Annotated in this window: 15 protein-coding genes and 2 pseudogenes; 12 read left to right on the forward strand and 5 right to left on the reverse strand. The window is 71.6% G+C overall.

Features of this window, described 5'->3' with window-relative positions; all coding sequences use genetic code 11:
• Positions 1-4 precede the first annotated feature (4 nt).
• From nadC to GL259_RS21720, 7 genes and pseudogenes are all read left to right on the forward strand, one after another.
• Positions 5-979 carry a carboxylating nicotinate-nucleotide diphosphorylase gene (gene nadC / locus GL259_RS21700; RefSeq protein ID WP_159535029.1) on the forward strand — a complete coding sequence of 325 codons (975 nt, stop codon included), beginning with the start codon at positions 5-7 and terminating at the stop codon, positions 977-979.
• Positions 980-983: 4 nt separating this feature from the next.
• Positions 984-1,781 carry a type III pantothenate kinase gene (locus GL259_RS21705; protein ID WP_159535030.1) on the forward strand — a complete coding sequence of 266 codons (798 nt, stop codon included), beginning with the start codon at positions 984-986 and terminating at the stop codon, positions 1,779-1,781.
• A gap of 195 nt (positions 1,782-1,976) precedes the next feature.
• A pseudogene (locus GL259_RS38870) lies at positions 1,977-2,611 on the forward strand (hypothetical protein).
• Between the two features lie 86 nt (positions 2,612-2,697).
• A complete protein-coding gene (locus GL259_RS37745) occupies positions 2,698-2,874 on the forward strand; it encodes a hypothetical protein (protein ID WP_166461540.1) in 177 nt (58 codons plus the stop codon).
• 136 nt (positions 2,875-3,010) lie between these two features.
• Positions 3,011-3,487: a BlaI/MecI/CopY family transcriptional regulator gene (locus GL259_RS21710; RefSeq protein WP_159535031.1), complete on the forward strand. Its 477-nt coding sequence runs from the start codon at positions 3,011-3,013 to the stop codon at positions 3,485-3,487.
• Between the two features lie 9 nt (positions 3,488-3,496).
• Positions 3,497-4,042, forward strand: a complete 546-nt coding sequence (locus tag GL259_RS21715; protein WP_159535032.1) for an amino-acid N-acetyltransferase — start codon at positions 3,497-3,499, stop codon at positions 4,040-4,042.
• Positions 4,043-4,263: 221 nt separating this feature from the next.
• Positions 4,264-4,599, forward strand: a complete 336-nt coding sequence (locus tag GL259_RS21720) for an Lsr2 family protein (RefSeq protein ID WP_159535033.1) — start codon at positions 4,264-4,266, stop codon at positions 4,597-4,599.
• 85 nt (positions 4,600-4,684) lie between these two features.
• Here GL259_RS21720 and GL259_RS21725 read toward each other — a convergent pair.
• A pseudogene (locus tag GL259_RS21725) lies at positions 4,685-5,457 on the reverse strand (SCO3374 family protein).
• Between the two features lie 360 nt (positions 5,458-5,817).
• Between GL259_RS21725 and GL259_RS21735 the strand changes: the two are divergent.
• Positions 5,818-8,343 carry an ATP-dependent Clp protease ATP-binding subunit gene (locus GL259_RS21735; RefSeq protein WP_159535034.1) on the forward strand — a complete coding sequence of 842 codons (2,526 nt, stop codon included), beginning with the start codon at positions 5,818-5,820 and terminating at the stop codon, positions 8,341-8,343.
• Positions 8,344-8,952: 609 nt separating this feature from the next.
• On the opposite strand, the gene GL259_RS21740 is transcribed toward GL259_RS21735, so the two are convergent.
• Positions 8,953-9,618 (reverse strand): HAD family acid phosphatase, encoded by a 666-nt coding sequence (locus tag GL259_RS21740; protein WP_159535035.1) that lies wholly within the window; start codon positions 9,616-9,618, stop codon positions 8,953-8,955.
• Positions 9,619-10,249: 631 nt separating this feature from the next.
• Between GL259_RS21740 and GL259_RS21745 the strand changes: the two genes are divergently transcribed.
• On the forward strand, positions 10,250-11,011 hold the full coding sequence (locus GL259_RS21745) for a M23 family metallopeptidase (protein WP_159535036.1): 762 nt from the start codon (positions 10,250-10,252) through the stop codon (positions 11,009-11,011).
• A 16-nt stretch (positions 11,012-11,027) separates the two neighbouring features.
• Here the strand turns inward: GL259_RS21745 and GL259_RS21750 are convergent, their stop codons facing one another.
• On the reverse strand, positions 11,028-11,624 hold the full coding sequence (locus GL259_RS21750; RefSeq protein WP_208026501.1) for a TetR/AcrR family transcriptional regulator: 597 nt from the start codon (positions 11,622-11,624) through the stop codon (positions 11,028-11,030).
• Between the two features lie 102 nt (positions 11,625-11,726).
• Here GL259_RS21750 and GL259_RS21755 point away from each other — a divergent pair, with 102 nt between their 5' ends.
• The 3 genes from GL259_RS21755 (at position 11,727) to GL259_RS21765 (ending at position 14,471) form a co-directional block, all read left to right on the forward strand.
• Entirely contained in the window at positions 11,727-13,346 is a 1,620-nt protein-coding gene (locus tag GL259_RS21755; RefSeq protein ID WP_279578628.1) for an MDR family MFS transporter, read from the forward strand.
• A 183-nt stretch (positions 13,347-13,529) separates the two neighbouring features.
• The gene (locus GL259_RS21760; protein WP_243762355.1) at positions 13,530-13,967 is read left to right on the forward strand and encodes a helix-turn-helix transcriptional regulator; all 438 of its coding nucleotides are present in this window, start codon (positions 13,530-13,532) and stop codon (positions 13,965-13,967) included.
• Between the two features lie 60 nt (positions 13,968-14,027).
• Complete coding sequence (locus GL259_RS21765; protein ID WP_159535039.1) at positions 14,028-14,471, forward strand: VOC family protein; 444 nt, start codon at positions 14,028-14,030, stop codon at positions 14,469-14,471.
• Between the two features lie 10 nt (positions 14,472-14,481).
• Here GL259_RS21765 and cseC read toward each other — a convergent pair whose 3' ends face one another.
• Together cseC and cseB are read right to left on the reverse strand one after the other, a co-directional pair.
• Positions 14,482-15,846, reverse strand: a complete 1,365-nt coding sequence (cseC, locus tag GL259_RS21770) for a two-component system sensor histidine kinase CseC (RefSeq protein WP_159535040.1) — start codon at positions 15,844-15,846, stop codon at positions 14,482-14,484.
• A 17-nt stretch (positions 15,847-15,863) separates the two neighbouring features.
• Complete coding sequence (gene cseB / locus GL259_RS21775) at positions 15,864-16,562, reverse strand: two-component system response regulator CseB (RefSeq protein ID WP_159535041.1); 699 nt, start codon at positions 16,560-16,562, stop codon at positions 15,864-15,866.
• Positions 16,563-16,583 lie beyond the last annotated feature (21 nt).

Raw genomic sequence — 16,583 nt, forward strand, 5'->3', positions numbered from 1 at the left:
AGCAGTGACCACCCCCGACCTTCCCCTCGTCCCGTCCGGTGGCTGCGGCGACGGCTGCGCCTGCGGCGCGGACGACGAGGCGTACCCGGAGTGCGGCCTCGACCCCGCGCTCGCCCAGCTCCTGGCCGACGCGGGCCTCGACCCGGTCGAGGTCGAGGACATCGCAGGGGTCGCCCTCCAGGAGGACCTGGCCCACGGCGTGGACGTGACGACGGTCGCGACCATCCCGGAGGACGCCGTGGCCACCGCCGACTTCACGGCGCGCGAGGCGGGCACCGTGGCGGGCCTCAGGATCGCCGAGGCGGTCATGTCGGTGGTGTGCACCGAGGAGTTCGAGGTCGAACGCCACACGGAGGACGGCGACCGCGTCGAGGCGGGGCAGAAGCTCCTCTCCGTCACCGCCCGCACCCGCGACCTGCTCACCGCCGAGCGCAGCGCGCTCAACCTCCTGTGCCGCCTGTCGGGCATCGCGACGGCCACCCGCGCGTGGGCGGACGTCCTCGAGGGCACCGGGGCCAGGATCCGCGACACCCGCAAGACCACGCCGGGCCTGCGCAGCCTGGAGAAGTTCGCCGTGCGCTGCGGCGGTGGCGTCAACCACCGCATGTCCCTGTCGGACGCGGCCCTGGTCAAGGACAACCACGTGGTGGCCGCCGGCGGCGTCGCCGAGGCCTTCCGCGCGGTCCGCGAACGCTTCCCCGACGTCCCGATCGAGGTCGAGGTCGACACCCTCCACCAGCTCCGCGAGGTCCTGGACGCCGGCGCCGACCTGATCCTGCTGGACAACTTCACGCCCGGCGAGTGCGAGGAGGCCGTGGCCCTGGTGGCCGGCCGCGCCGCCCTGGAGGCCTCCGGCCGCCTCACCCTCGCCAACGCCAAGGCGTACGCCGACACGGGCGTCGACTACCTCGCCGTGGGAGCCCTCACCCACTCCTCGCCGATCCTCGACATCGGCCTCGACCTGCGAGCCGCGGAGTAGGGCCATGCTGCTGACGATCGACGTGGGCAACACGCACACCGTCCTGGGCCTGTTCGACGGCGACGACATCGTCGAGCACTGGCGCATCTCCACGGACGCGCGCCGCACCGCCGACGAGCTCGCGGTCCTCCTCCAGGGCCTGATGGGCATGCACCCCCTCCTCGGCGACGAGCTGGGCGACGGCATCGACGGCATCGCCATCTGCGCGACCGTCCCCTCCGTGCTGCACGAACTGCGCGAGGTGACCCGCCGCTACTACGGCGACGTCCCCGCCGTCCTCGTCGAGCCGGGCGTCAAGACGGGGGTCCCCATCCTCACCGACAACCCCAAGGAGGTCGGCGCGGACCGCATCATCAACGCGGTCGCCGCGGTCGACCTCTACGGCGGCCCGGCCATCGTCGTCGACTTCGGCACGGCGACGACGTTCGACGCGGTCAGCGCGCGCGGGGAGTACGTCGGCGGGGTCATCGCCCCCGGCATCGAGATCTCCGTCGAGGCCCTCGGCGTCCGCGGCGCCCAGCTCCGCAAGATCGAGGTGGCGCGCCCCCGCAGCGTGATCGGCAAGAACACGGTCGAGGCGATGCAGTCCGGCATCATCTACGGCTTCGCCGGCCAGGTCGACGGCGTCGTCAACCGCATGGCCCGGGAACTCGCCGCCGACCCCGACGACGTGACGGTCATCGCGACGGGCGGGCTGGCCCCGATGGTCCTGGGCGAGTCCTCGGTCATCGACGAGCACGAGCCCTGGCTGACACTGATCGGCCTGCGCCTGGTGTACGAGCGGAACGTGTCGCGCATGTAGCGGACGCCCGGGACCGGTGCGGGCGGGGACGGACCGCCCGCACCGGCCCCGCCCGTCCCCGCCCCGGCCCCGGGCGCTGCGCGCCCCCCGCCCACCCGGGTGGCGCCTCCGCGCCACACCCGTTCCCTGTGCACGTTTTGTCTGATTAGCGCGTATCGTCGCCGCATGCCCACGCCCTACGGATCCCGCGGCGGCATGGCGTTCGGCGTGGAGGAGCTGCGCGTGCTCCGCCGTGCCCTCGCCCTCGCCCTCCACCCCGCCACCGCCTCGGCCGACGACGTCCAGGACTGCCTCCGCCTCGCCGAGTCCCTCGACGAGGCGACGCGGGAGAGCGCCCGGCTGCGCGCCTTCCTCGTGGCCGACCTCGGCCGCTACCGCGCCGCCCTCCCCGGCACCGCCGTCGGCTACCTCGCGCTCCTGGAGGAGGCGCTGGGCGCCGGATACCGCCCCGACCCCGACGACCTCGCCGCCCTGCGGGCCCTGCGCGGCAACCCCACCGCCGCCGCCCTCCTGCACCGCTGCCGGCTCCTCGCCGAACAGGACGTGCGCGCCCGCCTCGCCCGCCGCACGGTGCGGGTGACCGCCCCCGCCGCCGGTCTCCCCACCGTCCCCGCCTCCCGGACCCGCCTCCTCGCCCTCCCCGGGGGCATGGCCGCCGCCACCGAGGACCCCCGGAAGAAGCCCGCGCAGCGTCCGGCCGCCCCCAGCCCCGTCCCGCGCCCGCCCCCGGCGCGCCGCAGCCCGCCCGCCCCGTCCCCACCCCGGGCGAGGTCTTCCCCCGGCGCAGGCCCACCCCACCCCCGGCCGGCCGGCGGCTGGCCGCGGGCTGACGCGGACCGAGGCGGGCCGGCGCGGGCCGGGGTCGCCGCCCCGACCCCCGCCCGCTCGCCCGCGCTCCCCTGGCTACCCTGGATCCATGGACTACGTCTCCGCGCTTGTGCCCCCGGTCGTCATGGCCGCTCTCTTCATCGGCGTGATCCGGGTGATCGTGAAGACCCAGGGCGGCACCAACAAGGCCAAGGAGGACGCGGCCGTCGACGCGGCCTACGCGCGCGCGGAGGGCTCCCGGCCCTCCCCCGGGACCGACGGCTGACCCCACGGCGGCGACACCGGCGTACGGCTCCGGCGCACAGCGCCGCACGGGCCGTACGCCCCTTTTGTGCCCGTTCGCCAGCAGTGATGCCCGTCCGACACGCCATTGGCGGGATCTCCCACTATTGTTCTGAGTTGTGCCTCGCCCATTGGGAGAACTCGAAGACGCGGTCATGACGCGGGTGTGGAAGTGGAACCGCCCGGTGACCGTTCGGGAAGTCCTGGAAGATCTTCAGAAGGAACGGTCCATCGCGTACACCACGGTGATGACCGTTTTGGACAATCTCCATCAGAAGGGCTGGGTGCGCCGAGAGGCGGAAGGCCGGGCCTATCGATATGAGGCGGTCTCCACTCGCGCCGCATACGCCGCCGCGCTGATGAACGAAGCGTGGTCGCAGAGTGACAACGCCGCGGCGGCCCTCGTCGCCTTCTTCGGCATGATGAGCGAGGAACAGCGCCAGGCCCTGACCGATGCCGTGCGCGTCGTCCGACTTCCGGAAACCACGCCGCAACCGCAGCCGCCGGCCGAACCCCCCGGAGAAGCCCGCCCCGCCGAACCCCCGGAAGCCCGGGACGAGAACCCCGGCTCGGCAGAGGGCGGACACGGACGATAGCGTCCGCTCATGTCAGCAGACACCTCAGCGGACAGCTTCGAAGGCACCGCAAAAGCCCTCACCGTCCGGCGGGCCCGCACCGGCGACGTCCCGGCCGTACGCCGCCTCCTCGACGCCTACGTCCGCGGGGGCATCCTGCTCGACAAAGCAACGGTGACGCTTTACGAGGACATCCAGGAGTTCTGGGTCGCGGAACGGGACGACAACGCCGAGGTCGTCGGCTGCGGCGCCCTGCACGTGATGTGGGAAGACCTCGCGGAAGTGCGCACTCTGGCGGTGAAGCCCGGCCTGAAGGGCGCCGGCGTGGGGCACCAGTTGCTGGAGAAGTTGCTGCAGACCGCCCGCTGGCTCGGTGTTCGCCGTGTTTTCTGCCTGACCTTCGAAGTCGACTTCTTCGCCAAGCACGGCTTCGTGGAGATCGGGGAGACTCCCGTCGACACCGATGTGTACGCGGAGCTGCTGCGTTCCTATGACGAGGGCGTCGCGGAGTTCCTCGGTCTCGAACGAGTGAAACCGAACACCCTGGGCAACAGCCGGATGCTTCTGCATCTGTGATCGTCGGCGATTCCGCGCCGTGCCCTTGCCCGGGTGCCCTATGTCCGAAACGCGCATGTTTCCGGGCGGGTGCGGGCAGCGGGTCTCCGCCAGGGGTTTGTGTTTTTCCGGCAAAAGCGGTTTGCTTTCCGACGTACTGCAGTAGTGCATATAACAGGGGACGGCGATACGGCGGACGCCGGCACACCCCGGCCCTCAAGTTATCGATGAAAGGAAATCCGGTGGCACAGAAGGTTCAGGTCCTTCTTGTCGACGACCTCGACGGCGGCGAGGCGGACGAGACCGTGACGTTCGCGTTGGACGGCAAGACGTACGAGATCGATCTCACCACCGCCAATGCGGACAAGCTCCGCGGCCTTCTCGAGCCTTACGTGAAGGGCGGTCGGCGTACCGGAGGCCGTGCTTCGGGCGGGCGCGGAAAGACGCGTGCTTCTTCCGGCGGCAGCCAGGACACCGCGGCCATCCGCGCCTGGGCGAAGGAGAACGGTTACGAGGTCAACGACCGCGGCCGCGTCCCCGCGTCCATCCGCGAGGCCTACGAGAACGCCAACGGCTGACGACGGTCCGGCCCCGCGAGGCCGGACCGGAAGGCGGCGGACACCGCGCACGCGCCGTCACGGGGGTCCGTGGCGCGACCGACGGCTACGCGCACGCGCGCCGCAGCCGGACCCGGTGGATCTGCGTCACCACCGTGTTCACCAGCCGTACGAGATCGGGGGCGCCGCCACGGCCCCCCAGCGCCGACAGCGTCGGCAGCGAGGCCTCGACCTCGCATCCCGGTTCGGGGGGCCGCAGCCACACGGCGGCCCCCTGCGAGCCGTCGTGGCCACTTCCCGGAGGAAGCGGCCGGGCGGCGGGAACCTCACCTCCGGAAAGCCCGGGAACCTCACCTCCGCAAGGTCCGGGACCCTCGCATCCCGGAGGCCGGGGGCGTCCATGAGCCCGCCCGCGCCGATCGCGGCCAGGTCCAGCTCCAGCGAGCCCCACTCCAGCCAGTCCAGCAGCCCCGGCAGCTCCTCCGCGCTGCCCGCGGCCACCAGCAGCCGCATCCGGCCGCCCTGCACCGCCACGGGGAACCCCCGCCCGGTGCGCCCCAGGCGCTCCAGCGCCGGGTGCCCCGCCTCGGCCGGCAGGTCCAGGACGTCGAAGCGTTCCCCCACCACCAGGCGCACCGGGAGCCCGGGCGCCGTCGGCCAGCCCAGCGCGTTCTCGTACCAGAGCCGGACCCCGCCGCCCGGCACGGGCGGCCGACGGGTGTCCGGCCGGCGGACGGGCGTCCGGCGGGGGTGCGGAACCGGGCCGGGGCCGGGCGGCGGAACCGGGCCGGGGGCGGTGCCAACCATGTCCGGCGCAACCGGCGGAAGGCGCCCCGGGTTACGCTGAGTCGCGCTCCGTGTCCGCAGAGTGTCGAACAAGGGGGCGCGCGGGGGTGCGGGAGGGCGCAAGGTTGTTCGCCCGTAGCGGAGGGAACCCGTGCACTCGGCATGGATCGTCCGTAGCAGCGGGTAAGACATCCCTAGTGGGAGGGGGCGACACGCAGGGCGGGACGTCTCCCGTTCGCCATCGGCGTACTGGCGAAGGGGGTAACTGCCTGGCCTGCGGGAACATCGTCTCGCACCATCGGGTTGGAGCAGATGTCGGCGTGAGCGGGGTCAGGAGGCCATCGACGGTGTCGGCAGTTGGAATGAGCGGTCCCCGCTCGCGGGACTAAGCTGCGGAAGGACAGGGAGGGGAAGTTCCCCCCACTGCCTGACCGCTCTGAGGAGCGATTAACGATGTTCGAGAGGTTCACCGACCGCGCGCGGCGGGTTGTCGTCCTGGCTCAGGAAGAAGCCCGGATGCTCAACCACAACTACATCGGCACCGAGCACATCCTCCTGGGCCTGATCCACGAGGGTGAGGGTGTCGCCGCCAAGGCCCTTGAGAGCCTCGGGATTTCGCTCGAGGCGGTCCGCCAGCAGGTGGAGGAGATCATCGGCCAGGGCCAGCAGGCCCCGTCCGGGCACATCCCCTTCACCCCCCGTGCCAAGAAGGTCCTGGAGCTGTCGCTCCGCGAGGCCCTTCAGCTGGGCCACAACTACATCGGCACGGAGCACATCCTGCTCGGCCTGATCCGTGAGGGCGAGGGCGTCGCCGCCCAGGTCCTGGTCAAGCTGGGCGCAGATCTGAACCGCGTGCGGCAGCAGGTGATCCAGCTGCTCTCCGGTTACCAGGGCAAGGAGGCCGCCACCGCCGGCGGTCCTGCCGAGGGCACCCCCTCCACGTCCCTGGTCCTCGACCAGTTCGGCCGGAACCTCACCCAGGCCGCTCGTGAGTCCAAGCTCGACCCGGTCATCGGGCGCGAGAAGGAGATCGAGCGGGTCATGCAGGTGCTGTCCCGCCGTACCAAGAACAACCCGGTGCTGATCGGTGAGCCCGGCGTCGGCAAGACCGCCGTCGTCGAGGGCCTCGCCCAGGCCATCGTCAAGGGCGAGGTGCCCGAGACCCTCAAGGACAAGCACCTCTACACCCTGGACCTCGGCGCGCTGGTCGCCGGCTCCCGCTACCGCGGTGACTTCGAGGAGCGCCTGAAGAAGGTGCTCAAGGAGATCCGCACCCGCGGCGACATCATCCTGTTCATCGACGAGCTGCACACGCTGGTCGGTGCGGGTGCCGCCGAGGGCGCCATCGACGCCGCTTCGATCCTGAAGCCGATGCTGGCCCGCGGTGAGCTGCAGACCATCGGTGCGACCACGCTGGACGAGTACCGCAAGCACCTGGAGAAGGACGCGGCCCTGGAGCGCCGCTTCCAGCCGATCCAGGTCGCGGAGCCGTCCCTGCCGCACACGATCGAGATCCTCAAGGGCCTGCGCGACCGGTACGAGGCGCACCACCGCGTCTCCATCACCGACGAGGCGCTGGTCCAGGCCGCCACCCTGGCCGACCGGTACATCTCGGACCGCTTCCTGCCGGACAAGGCGATCGACCTGATCGACGAGGCCGGCTCGCGGATGCGCATCCGCCGGATGACCGCGCCGCCGGACCTGCGCGAGTTCGACGAGAAGATCGCCGGTGTCCGCCGGGACAAGGAGTCCGCGATCGACTCGCAGGACTTCGAGAAGGCCGCCTCCCTGCGCGACAAGGAGAAGCAGCTCCTCGCCGCCAAGGCCAAGCGGGAGAAGGAGTGGAAGGCCGGCGACATGGACGTCGTCGCCGAGGTCGACGGCGAGCTGATCGCCGAGGTCCTCGCGACCGCCACCGGCATCCCGGTCTTCAAGCTGACCGAGGAGGAGTCCAGCCGTCTGCTCCGCATGGAGGACGAGCTGCACAAGCGGGTCATCGGCCAGGACGACGCCGTCAAGGCGCTGTCCAAGGCGATCCGCCGTACCCGTGCGGGTCTGAAGGACCCGAAGCGTCCGGGTGGCTCGTTCATCTTCGCCGGCCCGTCCGGCGTCGGTAAGACGGAGCTGTCCAAGGCGCTCGCGGAGTTCCTCTTCGGCGACGAGGACGCGCTGATCTCCCTCGACATGTCGGAGTTCAGCGAGAAGCACACGGTCTCGCGTCTCTTCGGTTCGCCCCCCGGCTACGTGGGCTACGAGGAGGGCGGTCAGCTGACGGAGAAGGTGCGCCGCAAGCCGTTCTCGGTCGTCCTCTTCGACGAGGTCGAGAAGGCCCACCCGGACATCTTCAACTCGCTGCTGCAGATCCTGGAGGACGGTCGCCTGACCGACTCCCAGGGCCGGGTCGTGGACTTCAAGAACACGGTCATCATCATGACGACCAACCTCGGCACCCGGGACATCTCCAAGGGCTTCAACCTGGGCTTCGCCGCCGCGGGCGACACGAAGACCAACTACGAGCGCATGAAGAACAAGGTCTCGGACGAGCTGAAGCAGCACTTCCGGCCCGAGTTCCTCAACCGCGTCGACGACGTGGTGGTCTTCCCGCAGCTCACCCAGGGCGACATCCTGCGGATCGTCGACCTGATGATCGGCAAGGTGGACGAGCGTCTGAAGGACCGGGACATGGGCATCGAGCTCTCCCAGTCCGCCAAGGAGCTGCTGTCCAAGAAGGGCTACGACCCCGTGCTGGGCGCCCGGCCGCTGCGCCGGACCATCCAGCGCGAGATCGAGGACTCGCTGTCGGAGAAGATCCTCTTCGGCGAGCTGCGTCCCGGTCACATCGTGGTCGTGGACACCGAGGGCGAGGGCGAGACCCAGACCTTCACCTTCCGCGGTGAGGAGAAGTCGGCCCTGCCCGACGTCCCGCCGATCGAGCAGGCGGCCGGCGGAACCGGTCCGAACCTGAGCAAGGACGCGTAAGCGTCCCGTAGGGCGAGAAGGGGCCGGTGCCTTCGGGCACCGGCCCCTTCGGCGTGCTCGGGACGGGGCGAGGGGGCGGCCGCGGGAGACGGTGACCCCGGCGCCGGGGAACCGGGGCGCGGACGCGGCCGCGTCCGGCGGAGCGGAGGCCGTGGCGGAGAGCAGCCGGACGGCGCGCACGCGCGGGCAGGGCCGGGACAGCGGGGACAGGTCCGTGCCGGCCTCGAGGTCCGTCACGTACAGCTCCTCCACCCGGGGGAGCTCCGGTGCCCCCCTCGTCCGGGCGGTGAGCCGGGCGTCCACGGACAGCCGGTCGGCGAGGGCAGCGCGGCCGGTCCGGCCCGGTCGTCGGGGCGGAGGGGACCGCCGCCGCCGAGGGCGACGCGGGTCGGGGTCTCCCGGTGGCGCAGGCCGCCCGGGCCCCCGGCCCGTGCCCGTTCGCCCGTGCCGGGGGCAGCCCGCCGGTCGCGGCGCGGGGCGCACATCAGCCCGCACATCAGCGGGTCGGTGGCCGGCCTGCCGACCGGGACGGCGGGCTCCCACCGCCTCACCCCCGTGAACGCGTGTGAGCGTGAACGGGGGTGAGTCCAGCGGGAGCCGACCGTCCGGTCAGGACAGCTGGCCGCCGTAGTCCGGCAGCTTGAAGGTCTTCTCGGCGTGGCCGCCCGACAGGTCGGTGGCGCTGTTGCCGATGTTGGCGATGATCGTGTAGCCCTTCGACTCGATGGCGACGCGCTGGGCCGTCTTGTAGTCGGCCACGTTCTTGAAGAGGTCGAGGAACCCGCGCACGTGGAGCCCGGCGGACTCGTAGCCCACGTGGTCGAGGTTGTACTCGGTGGGCGCGTGGATGATGCCGGGGCGGGCGGTCACGAAGAACAGGGCGACACCGCGCTCCTGGGCGTACTCGGCGACCTCCAGGACGGGCTCGTTGGCGGGCTGCGGGAAGCTGAAGCCGAAGTCCGTCTCCAGCGCGGTGTTGTCGACGTCGAGGACGATCGCCTGCTTCTCGCCCGGCTTCGGGTTCGCGATCCGCTGCTTCAGGTAGGGCAGCGCCTGGTCCATGACCGCCCGGCAGTCCCTCTGCCAGGTGTCGTAGTCGACGTCGGCCGCGACGGACGCCGTGACGGCCGGGGCCGACGCCGGGGCGGGCGGCGCCGTGTCGGCGCCGGCGGGCGCGACCGTCATGGTGAGCACGGCGCCGGTGACGGCGGCGGTGCCGAGGGCCCGCTTCCAGGTGCGCCCGATCTGTCTGGTCTGTCCGGTCTGTTCGGTCATGGGGGGTGGCGTCCTCTCATGCCTGCACGGATGCCTGACGGCACAAAGTTGTCGCGTGCATGCTCGCCCGGACAAGTGGCGTGACGGCAACGATTGGGTTACTGGGCAGTAGTCGGTCGGTTCCCCCGCCGTTCCGCGGCCCGCCCCTCCGGCCGCCCCGCGCCGGGTGGCCGAGGGCGGGTGGGCGGCCGCGCCGGAGGCGGTGCGAGCCCCCTGTCCGCGTGGCGTCGACCACAGCCGCGGGGGTGGTCGGGCCGTCGTGCGGGAGGGGGTGTCGCGCGGGCCCGGCGTGGCCCGGGTCACATTCCCCGGCCCCCCGACCGAGCCCCTCGGTGACGTGCCGCACAGGACCTGCGTCACGTACTACGGGGAATAGTGGAACGGGCGAGAACTAAGAAATCGGACATATCGCTCAGCTGGTGTGAGCTAAATGCGACGCCCTGAGCTGCTTCGTCCGAAATAACGACTCTGTCGTGACTCATGAACTTTGGTGATGAACTACTAGATGTCGTCGTAGGTCACACTTTTGTGCGGTTCGAACCGGTTGGGTTACCAAGGTGTGGCCCGCCCGGCGAACGCCAGTGCGTCACCCGGACGGGCCTTCCTGTGACCCCGTCCCCATGAGGTTCGAATGTCTCCGCGCGTCACGTCCCGTTTCTCCCGTCCGACCACTCTCCGCACCCGTGCGACCGTGCTGGCCGCCGGTCTGGGCGCTTCGGCCGTACTGGGAGCCGGGGTCGCGGCCGCCGTCGAGTCCACGGCGGCCTCCAGCGCCGCCGGCGCCGCCACCGCCGCGCACGCCGTCCAGGCGCAGGCCGCCGCCCAGGCCAAGGTCGCGAAGGCCCAGGCCGCCGAGGCCGCGCAGGCCGCCGAGGCGGAGAAGGCGGCCCGGGCCGCACAGGCCGCACAGGCCGCGCAGGCCGTCAAGGCCGCGCAGGCCGAGAAGGCGGTGCAGGCGGCCGCGCAGAAGCAGGCGTCCTGGGTCGACCCGGTGAAGAGCTACAAGCTCTCCGCGAGCTTCGCCCAGAACGGCGGCATGTGGGCCTCCAAGCACAGCGGCCAGGACTACGCCGTGCCGACCGGCACCCCGGTCTTCGCCACCCACGGCGGCACCGTCGTCAAGGCCGGCCCCAACGGCGCCGGCGACGGCCCCGCCTACGGCAACGCCGTCGTCATCAAGCACGGCAACGGCACGTACTCCCAGTACGCCCACCTGTCGCGGGTCGACGTCAGGATCGGCCAGGTCGTCAAGACCGACCAGAAGATCGCCCTGTCCGGCAACACCGGCAACTCCAGCGGTCCGCACCTGCACTTCGAGATCCGCACCACCCCGAACTACGGCTCGGCGATCGACCCGATCCAGTTCCTGCGCTCCAAGGGCGTGCAGGTCTGATCCCCCGCGGGGGCGCCTAGGCGCCCCCGCCGCCCCGGTGGGCCTGGGTGATCAGATCGGTGGCGACCTCGAGGACGGCCTTGCGCTTCTCCTCGGGGTCGCTCTCGACGTCCTGGAGGACGTGCATCCCCGCGTGCATCGTGAACAGGGCGCTGACGCAGCGCACCTGGTCGACCAGATCGGCGTCCGGGTCGATGAGGATGTCCCGCAGCCCGAGCATGCGGGTCTTGAACATCTCGCCGATGCGCAGCTCGCGGACCGTCGCCTGGTTCTCCTGCATGAAGCGGAAGAGCGGGGCCGCGCCCATGAGCGCCTCGCTGTACCGGCGGATGATCTCCTGCTTGGTCTCCAGCGAGTGCGGCTGCCGCCGCCCCCACTCGATCAGGTCCTCCAGCGGCCGTGAGAGGTCCTCGAAGATGCCGACGAGGATCTCTTCCTTCGTCTTGAAGTGGTAGTACAGCGCCGCCTTGGTGACGTCCAGGCGCTCGGCGATCTCGCGCAGCGAGGTCTTCTCGTAGCCCTGCTCGGCGAAGAGTTCGAGCGCCACGTCCTGGATGCGCTGGCGGGTGTTCCCGCGGCGCCGCTGTCTGGTGCCGTCCATGGTGCCGCCCATCCTCCTGCTCGCCCTCTCTTGACGAAAACTTACTTGACGCCCGGCTAGTTGCGCGACTAGCTTCCCGGGAGAATGAACTAGCCGGTCGGCAAGTAAGTAGCGGTGGCCACGCGACCGTGGCCGGGGGAGAGGACCATGGCGGACACACCAGCGGCGGGGGCCGTGGAGACGGACACCGGCAAACGGCCGAGGAGCGTGCGGGTGGTCCTGCTCGCGCTCATGATCGCGATGATGCTCGCGATGCTCGACAACATGATCATCGGTACGGCGATGCCGACGATCGTGGGCGAACTGGGCGGACTGGAGCACCTGTCCTGGGTGGTCACCGCCTACACCCTGGCGACCGCGGCCTCCACCCCGGTCTGGGGCAAGCTCGGCGACATGTACGGGCGCAAGGGCTCGTTCATGACGTCCATCGTGATCTTCCTGATCGGCTCCGCGCTCAGCGGCATGGCCCAGGACATGGGCGAGCTGATCGCCTTCCGCGCGGTGCAGGGCCTGGGCGCCGGCGGCCTGATGGTCGGCGTCATGGCGATCATTGGCGACCTCGTCCCTCCCCGGGAGCGCGGCAAGTACCAGGGCATGATGGCCGCCGTGATGGCGCTGGCGATGATCGGCGGACCCCTGGTCGGCGGCACCATCACCGACAACTGGGGCTGGCGCTGGGCCTTCTACATCAACCTGCCGCTCGGCGCGGTCGCGCTGGCCGCCGTGGGCACCGTGCTGCACCTGCCGAAGAAGCGGTCCGAGGCCGGCATCGACTACCTCGGGGTCGCGCTGCTGACCGTCGGCATCACCGCCGTCGTGCTGGTCACCACCTGGGGCGGCACGGAGTACGCCTGGACCTCGGCGCGGATCATGGAGCTGACCGGCATCGGTGCCGCGTCCCTCGTGGGCTTCGTGTTCTGGCAGACCAGGGCGGCCGAGCCGGTGCTGCCGCTGCACATCTTCCGCAGCCGCAACTTCACGCTGATGTCCGTCATCGGCTTCATCACCGGCTTCGTGATATTCGGCGCGACCCTCTTCCTGCCGCTGTACCAGCAGTCCGTGCAGGGCGCCTCCGCCACCAACTCCGGTCTGCTGCTCCTGCCGATGCTCGGCGCGATGCTGGTGACCTCGATGGTCGCGGGCCGGGTGACCACCCACACCGGCCGGTACAAGGTCTTCCCGGTGCTCGGCAGCGCCCTGATGATCGTCGGACTGTATCTGCTGTCCACGATGGACACCGGGACCTCCCGGTTCACCTCCGGCGTCTTCATGGCGGTGGTCGGTCTCGGCATGGGCTGTCTGATGCAGATCACCATGCTGGTCGCGCAGAACAGCGTCGAGATGAAGGACATGGGCGTGGCGTCCTCGTCCACCACCCTGTTCCGCACCCTCGGCTCGTCCTTCGGCGTCGCGGTCATGGGCGCGCTGTTCAACAACCGCGTCCAGGACGTCATGGCCGAGCGGGCCGGCGCGCTGGGCTCCCGGGTGACCGAGCAGTCCGCCCAGCTGGACGCGGCGAGCCTGGCGCGGCTGCCGGAGGCGGCCCGGGAGGCGTACCAGCACGCGGTGTCCTCGGGCACCCACGCGGCGTTCCTCCTGGGCGCGGTGATCGCGGTGCTCTCGCTGGCAGCGGCCGTGTTCGTGAGGGAGGTCCCGCTGAAGGGCGCGGGCCCCGACCAGAAGGACGCCGGTGACGGCGCACCGGCGCCGGCGGCGGTGACCGAGCCCGTCTGACGGTCCGCGGCGGTCCCGCGAAGGCCCCCGGAGGCGCACCGGCTCCCCGGGGGCCTTCGCGCGCGTGGACCGCTTCCCGTGCGCGCGGACGCCCCCGCTCCTTCCCGCCTCTTCCCCGGCTCCTTCCCCTGCCCGGGACGTGCCCCGGCGCCGTTGTCAGACCCCCGTGCCACCATCGGCCGCATGGACAAGGCGCGTCAGCTGAGACTGGCCAAGGACGCGATGGACCGGGACTGGGCCGACCCGGACCTCGACCTGACCGCGATCGCCGCGCACGCCGGCTACTCGCGCTACCACTTCATACGCGCCTTCAGGGAGACCTACGGCGAGACCCCGGGCCAGTACCTCACGCACCGCCGGATCGAGCGCGCCGAGGACCTGCTGCGCACCGCCGGTCTGTCGGTGACGGAGATCTGCCACGTGGTCGGCTTCAGCAGCCTGGGCACGTTCTCGGCGCGGTTCAAGACCTGGACCGGCCTGTCCCCCAGCGAGTACCGCGCCAGGCACGTGGGCCGCGGTGCCGCCCTGATCCCGGGCTGTTACGCCATGCACTGGCTCGGCGGGTACCGGCCCGGGCCGGGCAGGGCGGCGGCACAGCGCAATTCCGGAGAAGCGGACTGACGGCGGCGCCGCCTACGGTGACAGGGCACTGAGGGAACGGCCGCGAAACAGGAGTACGTCATGATCAAGGGGCTCGCCATCACCACCGTCTGGGTCCTCGACCAGGACCGGGCGAAGGAGTTCTACACCGAGAAGCTGGGCCTGGAGGTGCGCACCGACATGACCCTGGGCGAGGGCGGCATGCGCTGGCTCACCGTCGGCTCGCCGGAGCAGCCCGACGTCGAACTGACCCTGATGGTCCCCGGCGCGGGCATGGACCCCGAGTCCGCCGAGATGATCAGGAAGCTGGTGGCCAAGGGAGCGCTCGGCCCCGGTGTGCTGACCACCGACGACATCCACGGCGACTACGCCAAGCTCAAGGACCGCGGGGTCGAGTTCATCCAGGAGCCGCAGGAGCGCCCGTACGGCACCGAGGCCCTGTTCCGCGACGACTCCGGCAACTGGTTCTCCTTCACCCAGAGGCGCGAGGGCGGCCTCGACACGGACAAGGACTGGGGCTGCTGAAACGCCCCCGTCACTGGGCCAGCACCGGGTAGCTCCCGGTGTTCGTCGGCGCGTGCTCCGGCAGCCACAGCACGGCGACCGCACCCTCCGCCGGTGCGCCCTCCGGCGCCCCCGCCGGCCGTACGTTGCGGAAGGTCAGCCGCGCTCCCAGCACCCGGGCCTGCCCCGCCGCGATGGTCAGGCCCAGCCCGTGGCCCCGGCCGGCCCGGTCCGCGCTGCCGGTGCGGAACCGGCTCGGCCCCTCGGCGAGCAGGTCGTCGGGGAAGCCGGGCCCGTGGTCGCGGACCCGGACGACCCGGCCCTCGACGGTGACCTCGACGGGCGGCCTGCCGTGCCGGGCGGCGTTGGTGAGCAGGTTGAACAGCACGCGCTCCAGACGCCGCGGGTCGGTGGTGACCTCCGACTCGTGCACCACCCGCACCCGGGCGGCCGGGTCCTTCGCGGCCACCCGCCGGGCGACGAACTCGCCCAGCAGGATGTCCTGCAGTTCGGCCCGCTCGGAGGCCCCGTCCAGCCGGGCCACCTCCAGGACGTCCTCGACGAGGGTGCGCATCGCCTTGGCCCGGTCCAGCACCAGCTCGGTCGGGCGCCCCGGCGGCAGCAGTTCGGCGGCGGTCAGCAGCCCGGTCACCGGGGTGCGCAGCTCGTGCGCGATGTCGGCGGTGACCCGGCGCTCGGCCTCCAGCCGCTGCCGCAGCGCGTCCGCCATGGCGTCCACGGCGCTGGCCAGGTCGTCGGTCTCGTCGCGGACGACCCCGCCGATGGCCTCCCGCACCCGCACGTCCGTCTCGCCGCCCGCGACCCGGTTGGCGGCGGTGGCCGCCTTGCGCAGCCGGCGCGACAGATGGCCGCCGATCAGCACACCGAGCGCGCTGCCGCCCAGGACGACCGCGATCGAACCGATCACCAGGGCCTGGTCGAGGTCCTTGAGGATGTCCGAGCTGCGGTCGGTGAAGCCGGAGTGCAGGGACATCACGTGCCCGTCCTTCAGCGGCACCGCCGCCCATATGTCCGGCGCCCCGCCCGGCCGGTCGGCCACGTAGGTCGCGCGGCGACCCGCCTCGACCTTCTCCCGGAGCGCCTCGGGCAGCCCCGGGTCGTCGATCTTGGTGTTGGGGAAGTTCAGCCGTCCGGACAGCTCGTAGTTGCGCTGGGCGATCATGATGCGCTCGTCGGCGAGGTCGCGCGCGTTGTCCAGCATCGACACCCGGGCCGCGTTGTGCACGACCAGGCTCAGCGCGATCGCCACCAGCGCGCCGACCAGCGCGATGGCCGCGCTGAGCTTCCACCGCAGGCCCGTGCCGATGCCCGCCCGGTCGACCCAGGCCGCCACCAGGCGCCGGAAGCGCCCCCGCGCCTCGCGTATCCGCTGCATCCGCCGCATCCGCCCGCTCAGGCCTTCAGCTTGTAGCCGAAGCCGCGGACCGTCTCGATCCGGTCCTGGCCGATCTTCGCGCGCAGCCGCTGCACATGGACGTCGACGACCCGGGTGTCACCGCCCCAGCCGTACTCCCACACGCGTTCCAGCAGCTTGTCGCGGGAGAGCACGGTGCCCGGCGCCGAGGAGAACTCCAGCAGCAGCCGCATCTCGGTCGGCGTCAGCGCCACCGGCTCCCCCGCCCTGCGCACCTCCATGCCCTCGGTGTCGACCTCCAGCTCGCCGAAGGCGAGCACACCCCCGTCGTCCGCGGCGGCCGGTTCCCCCCGGCCGCCGTTCGCCCGCCCGAAGCGGCGCAGCACCGCGCGGATCCGGGCCATCAGGACGGCCCCGTCGAACGGTTTGGTCACGTAGTCGTCGGCACCCGCCTCCAGGCCCAGCACGACGTCGATGGAGTCGGCGCGCGCCGACAGCATGATCACCGGGACCGTCGACTCGTCGCGGATGCGCCGGCACAGGCTGACCCCGTCGAGGCCGGGGACCATGACGTCGAGGAGCGCGATGTCGGGGCGGTTCGCCCGGAACGCCTCCAGACCGGACAGGCCGTCGGGCATCGCGGTGACCGCGAAGCCGTCCCGCTCCAGGGCGAGTTGGGTGGCCTCGCGGATGACGTCGTCGTCCTCGACGAACAGGACGTGGGTCTGGTCTGCCATCCCGGTGCTCTCAGTTCTCGT

It is taken from the genome of Streptomyces sp. Tu 3180, assembly GCF_009852415.1.
Taxonomy (GTDB): Bacteria; Actinomycetota; Actinomycetes; order Streptomycetales; family Streptomycetaceae; genus Streptomyces.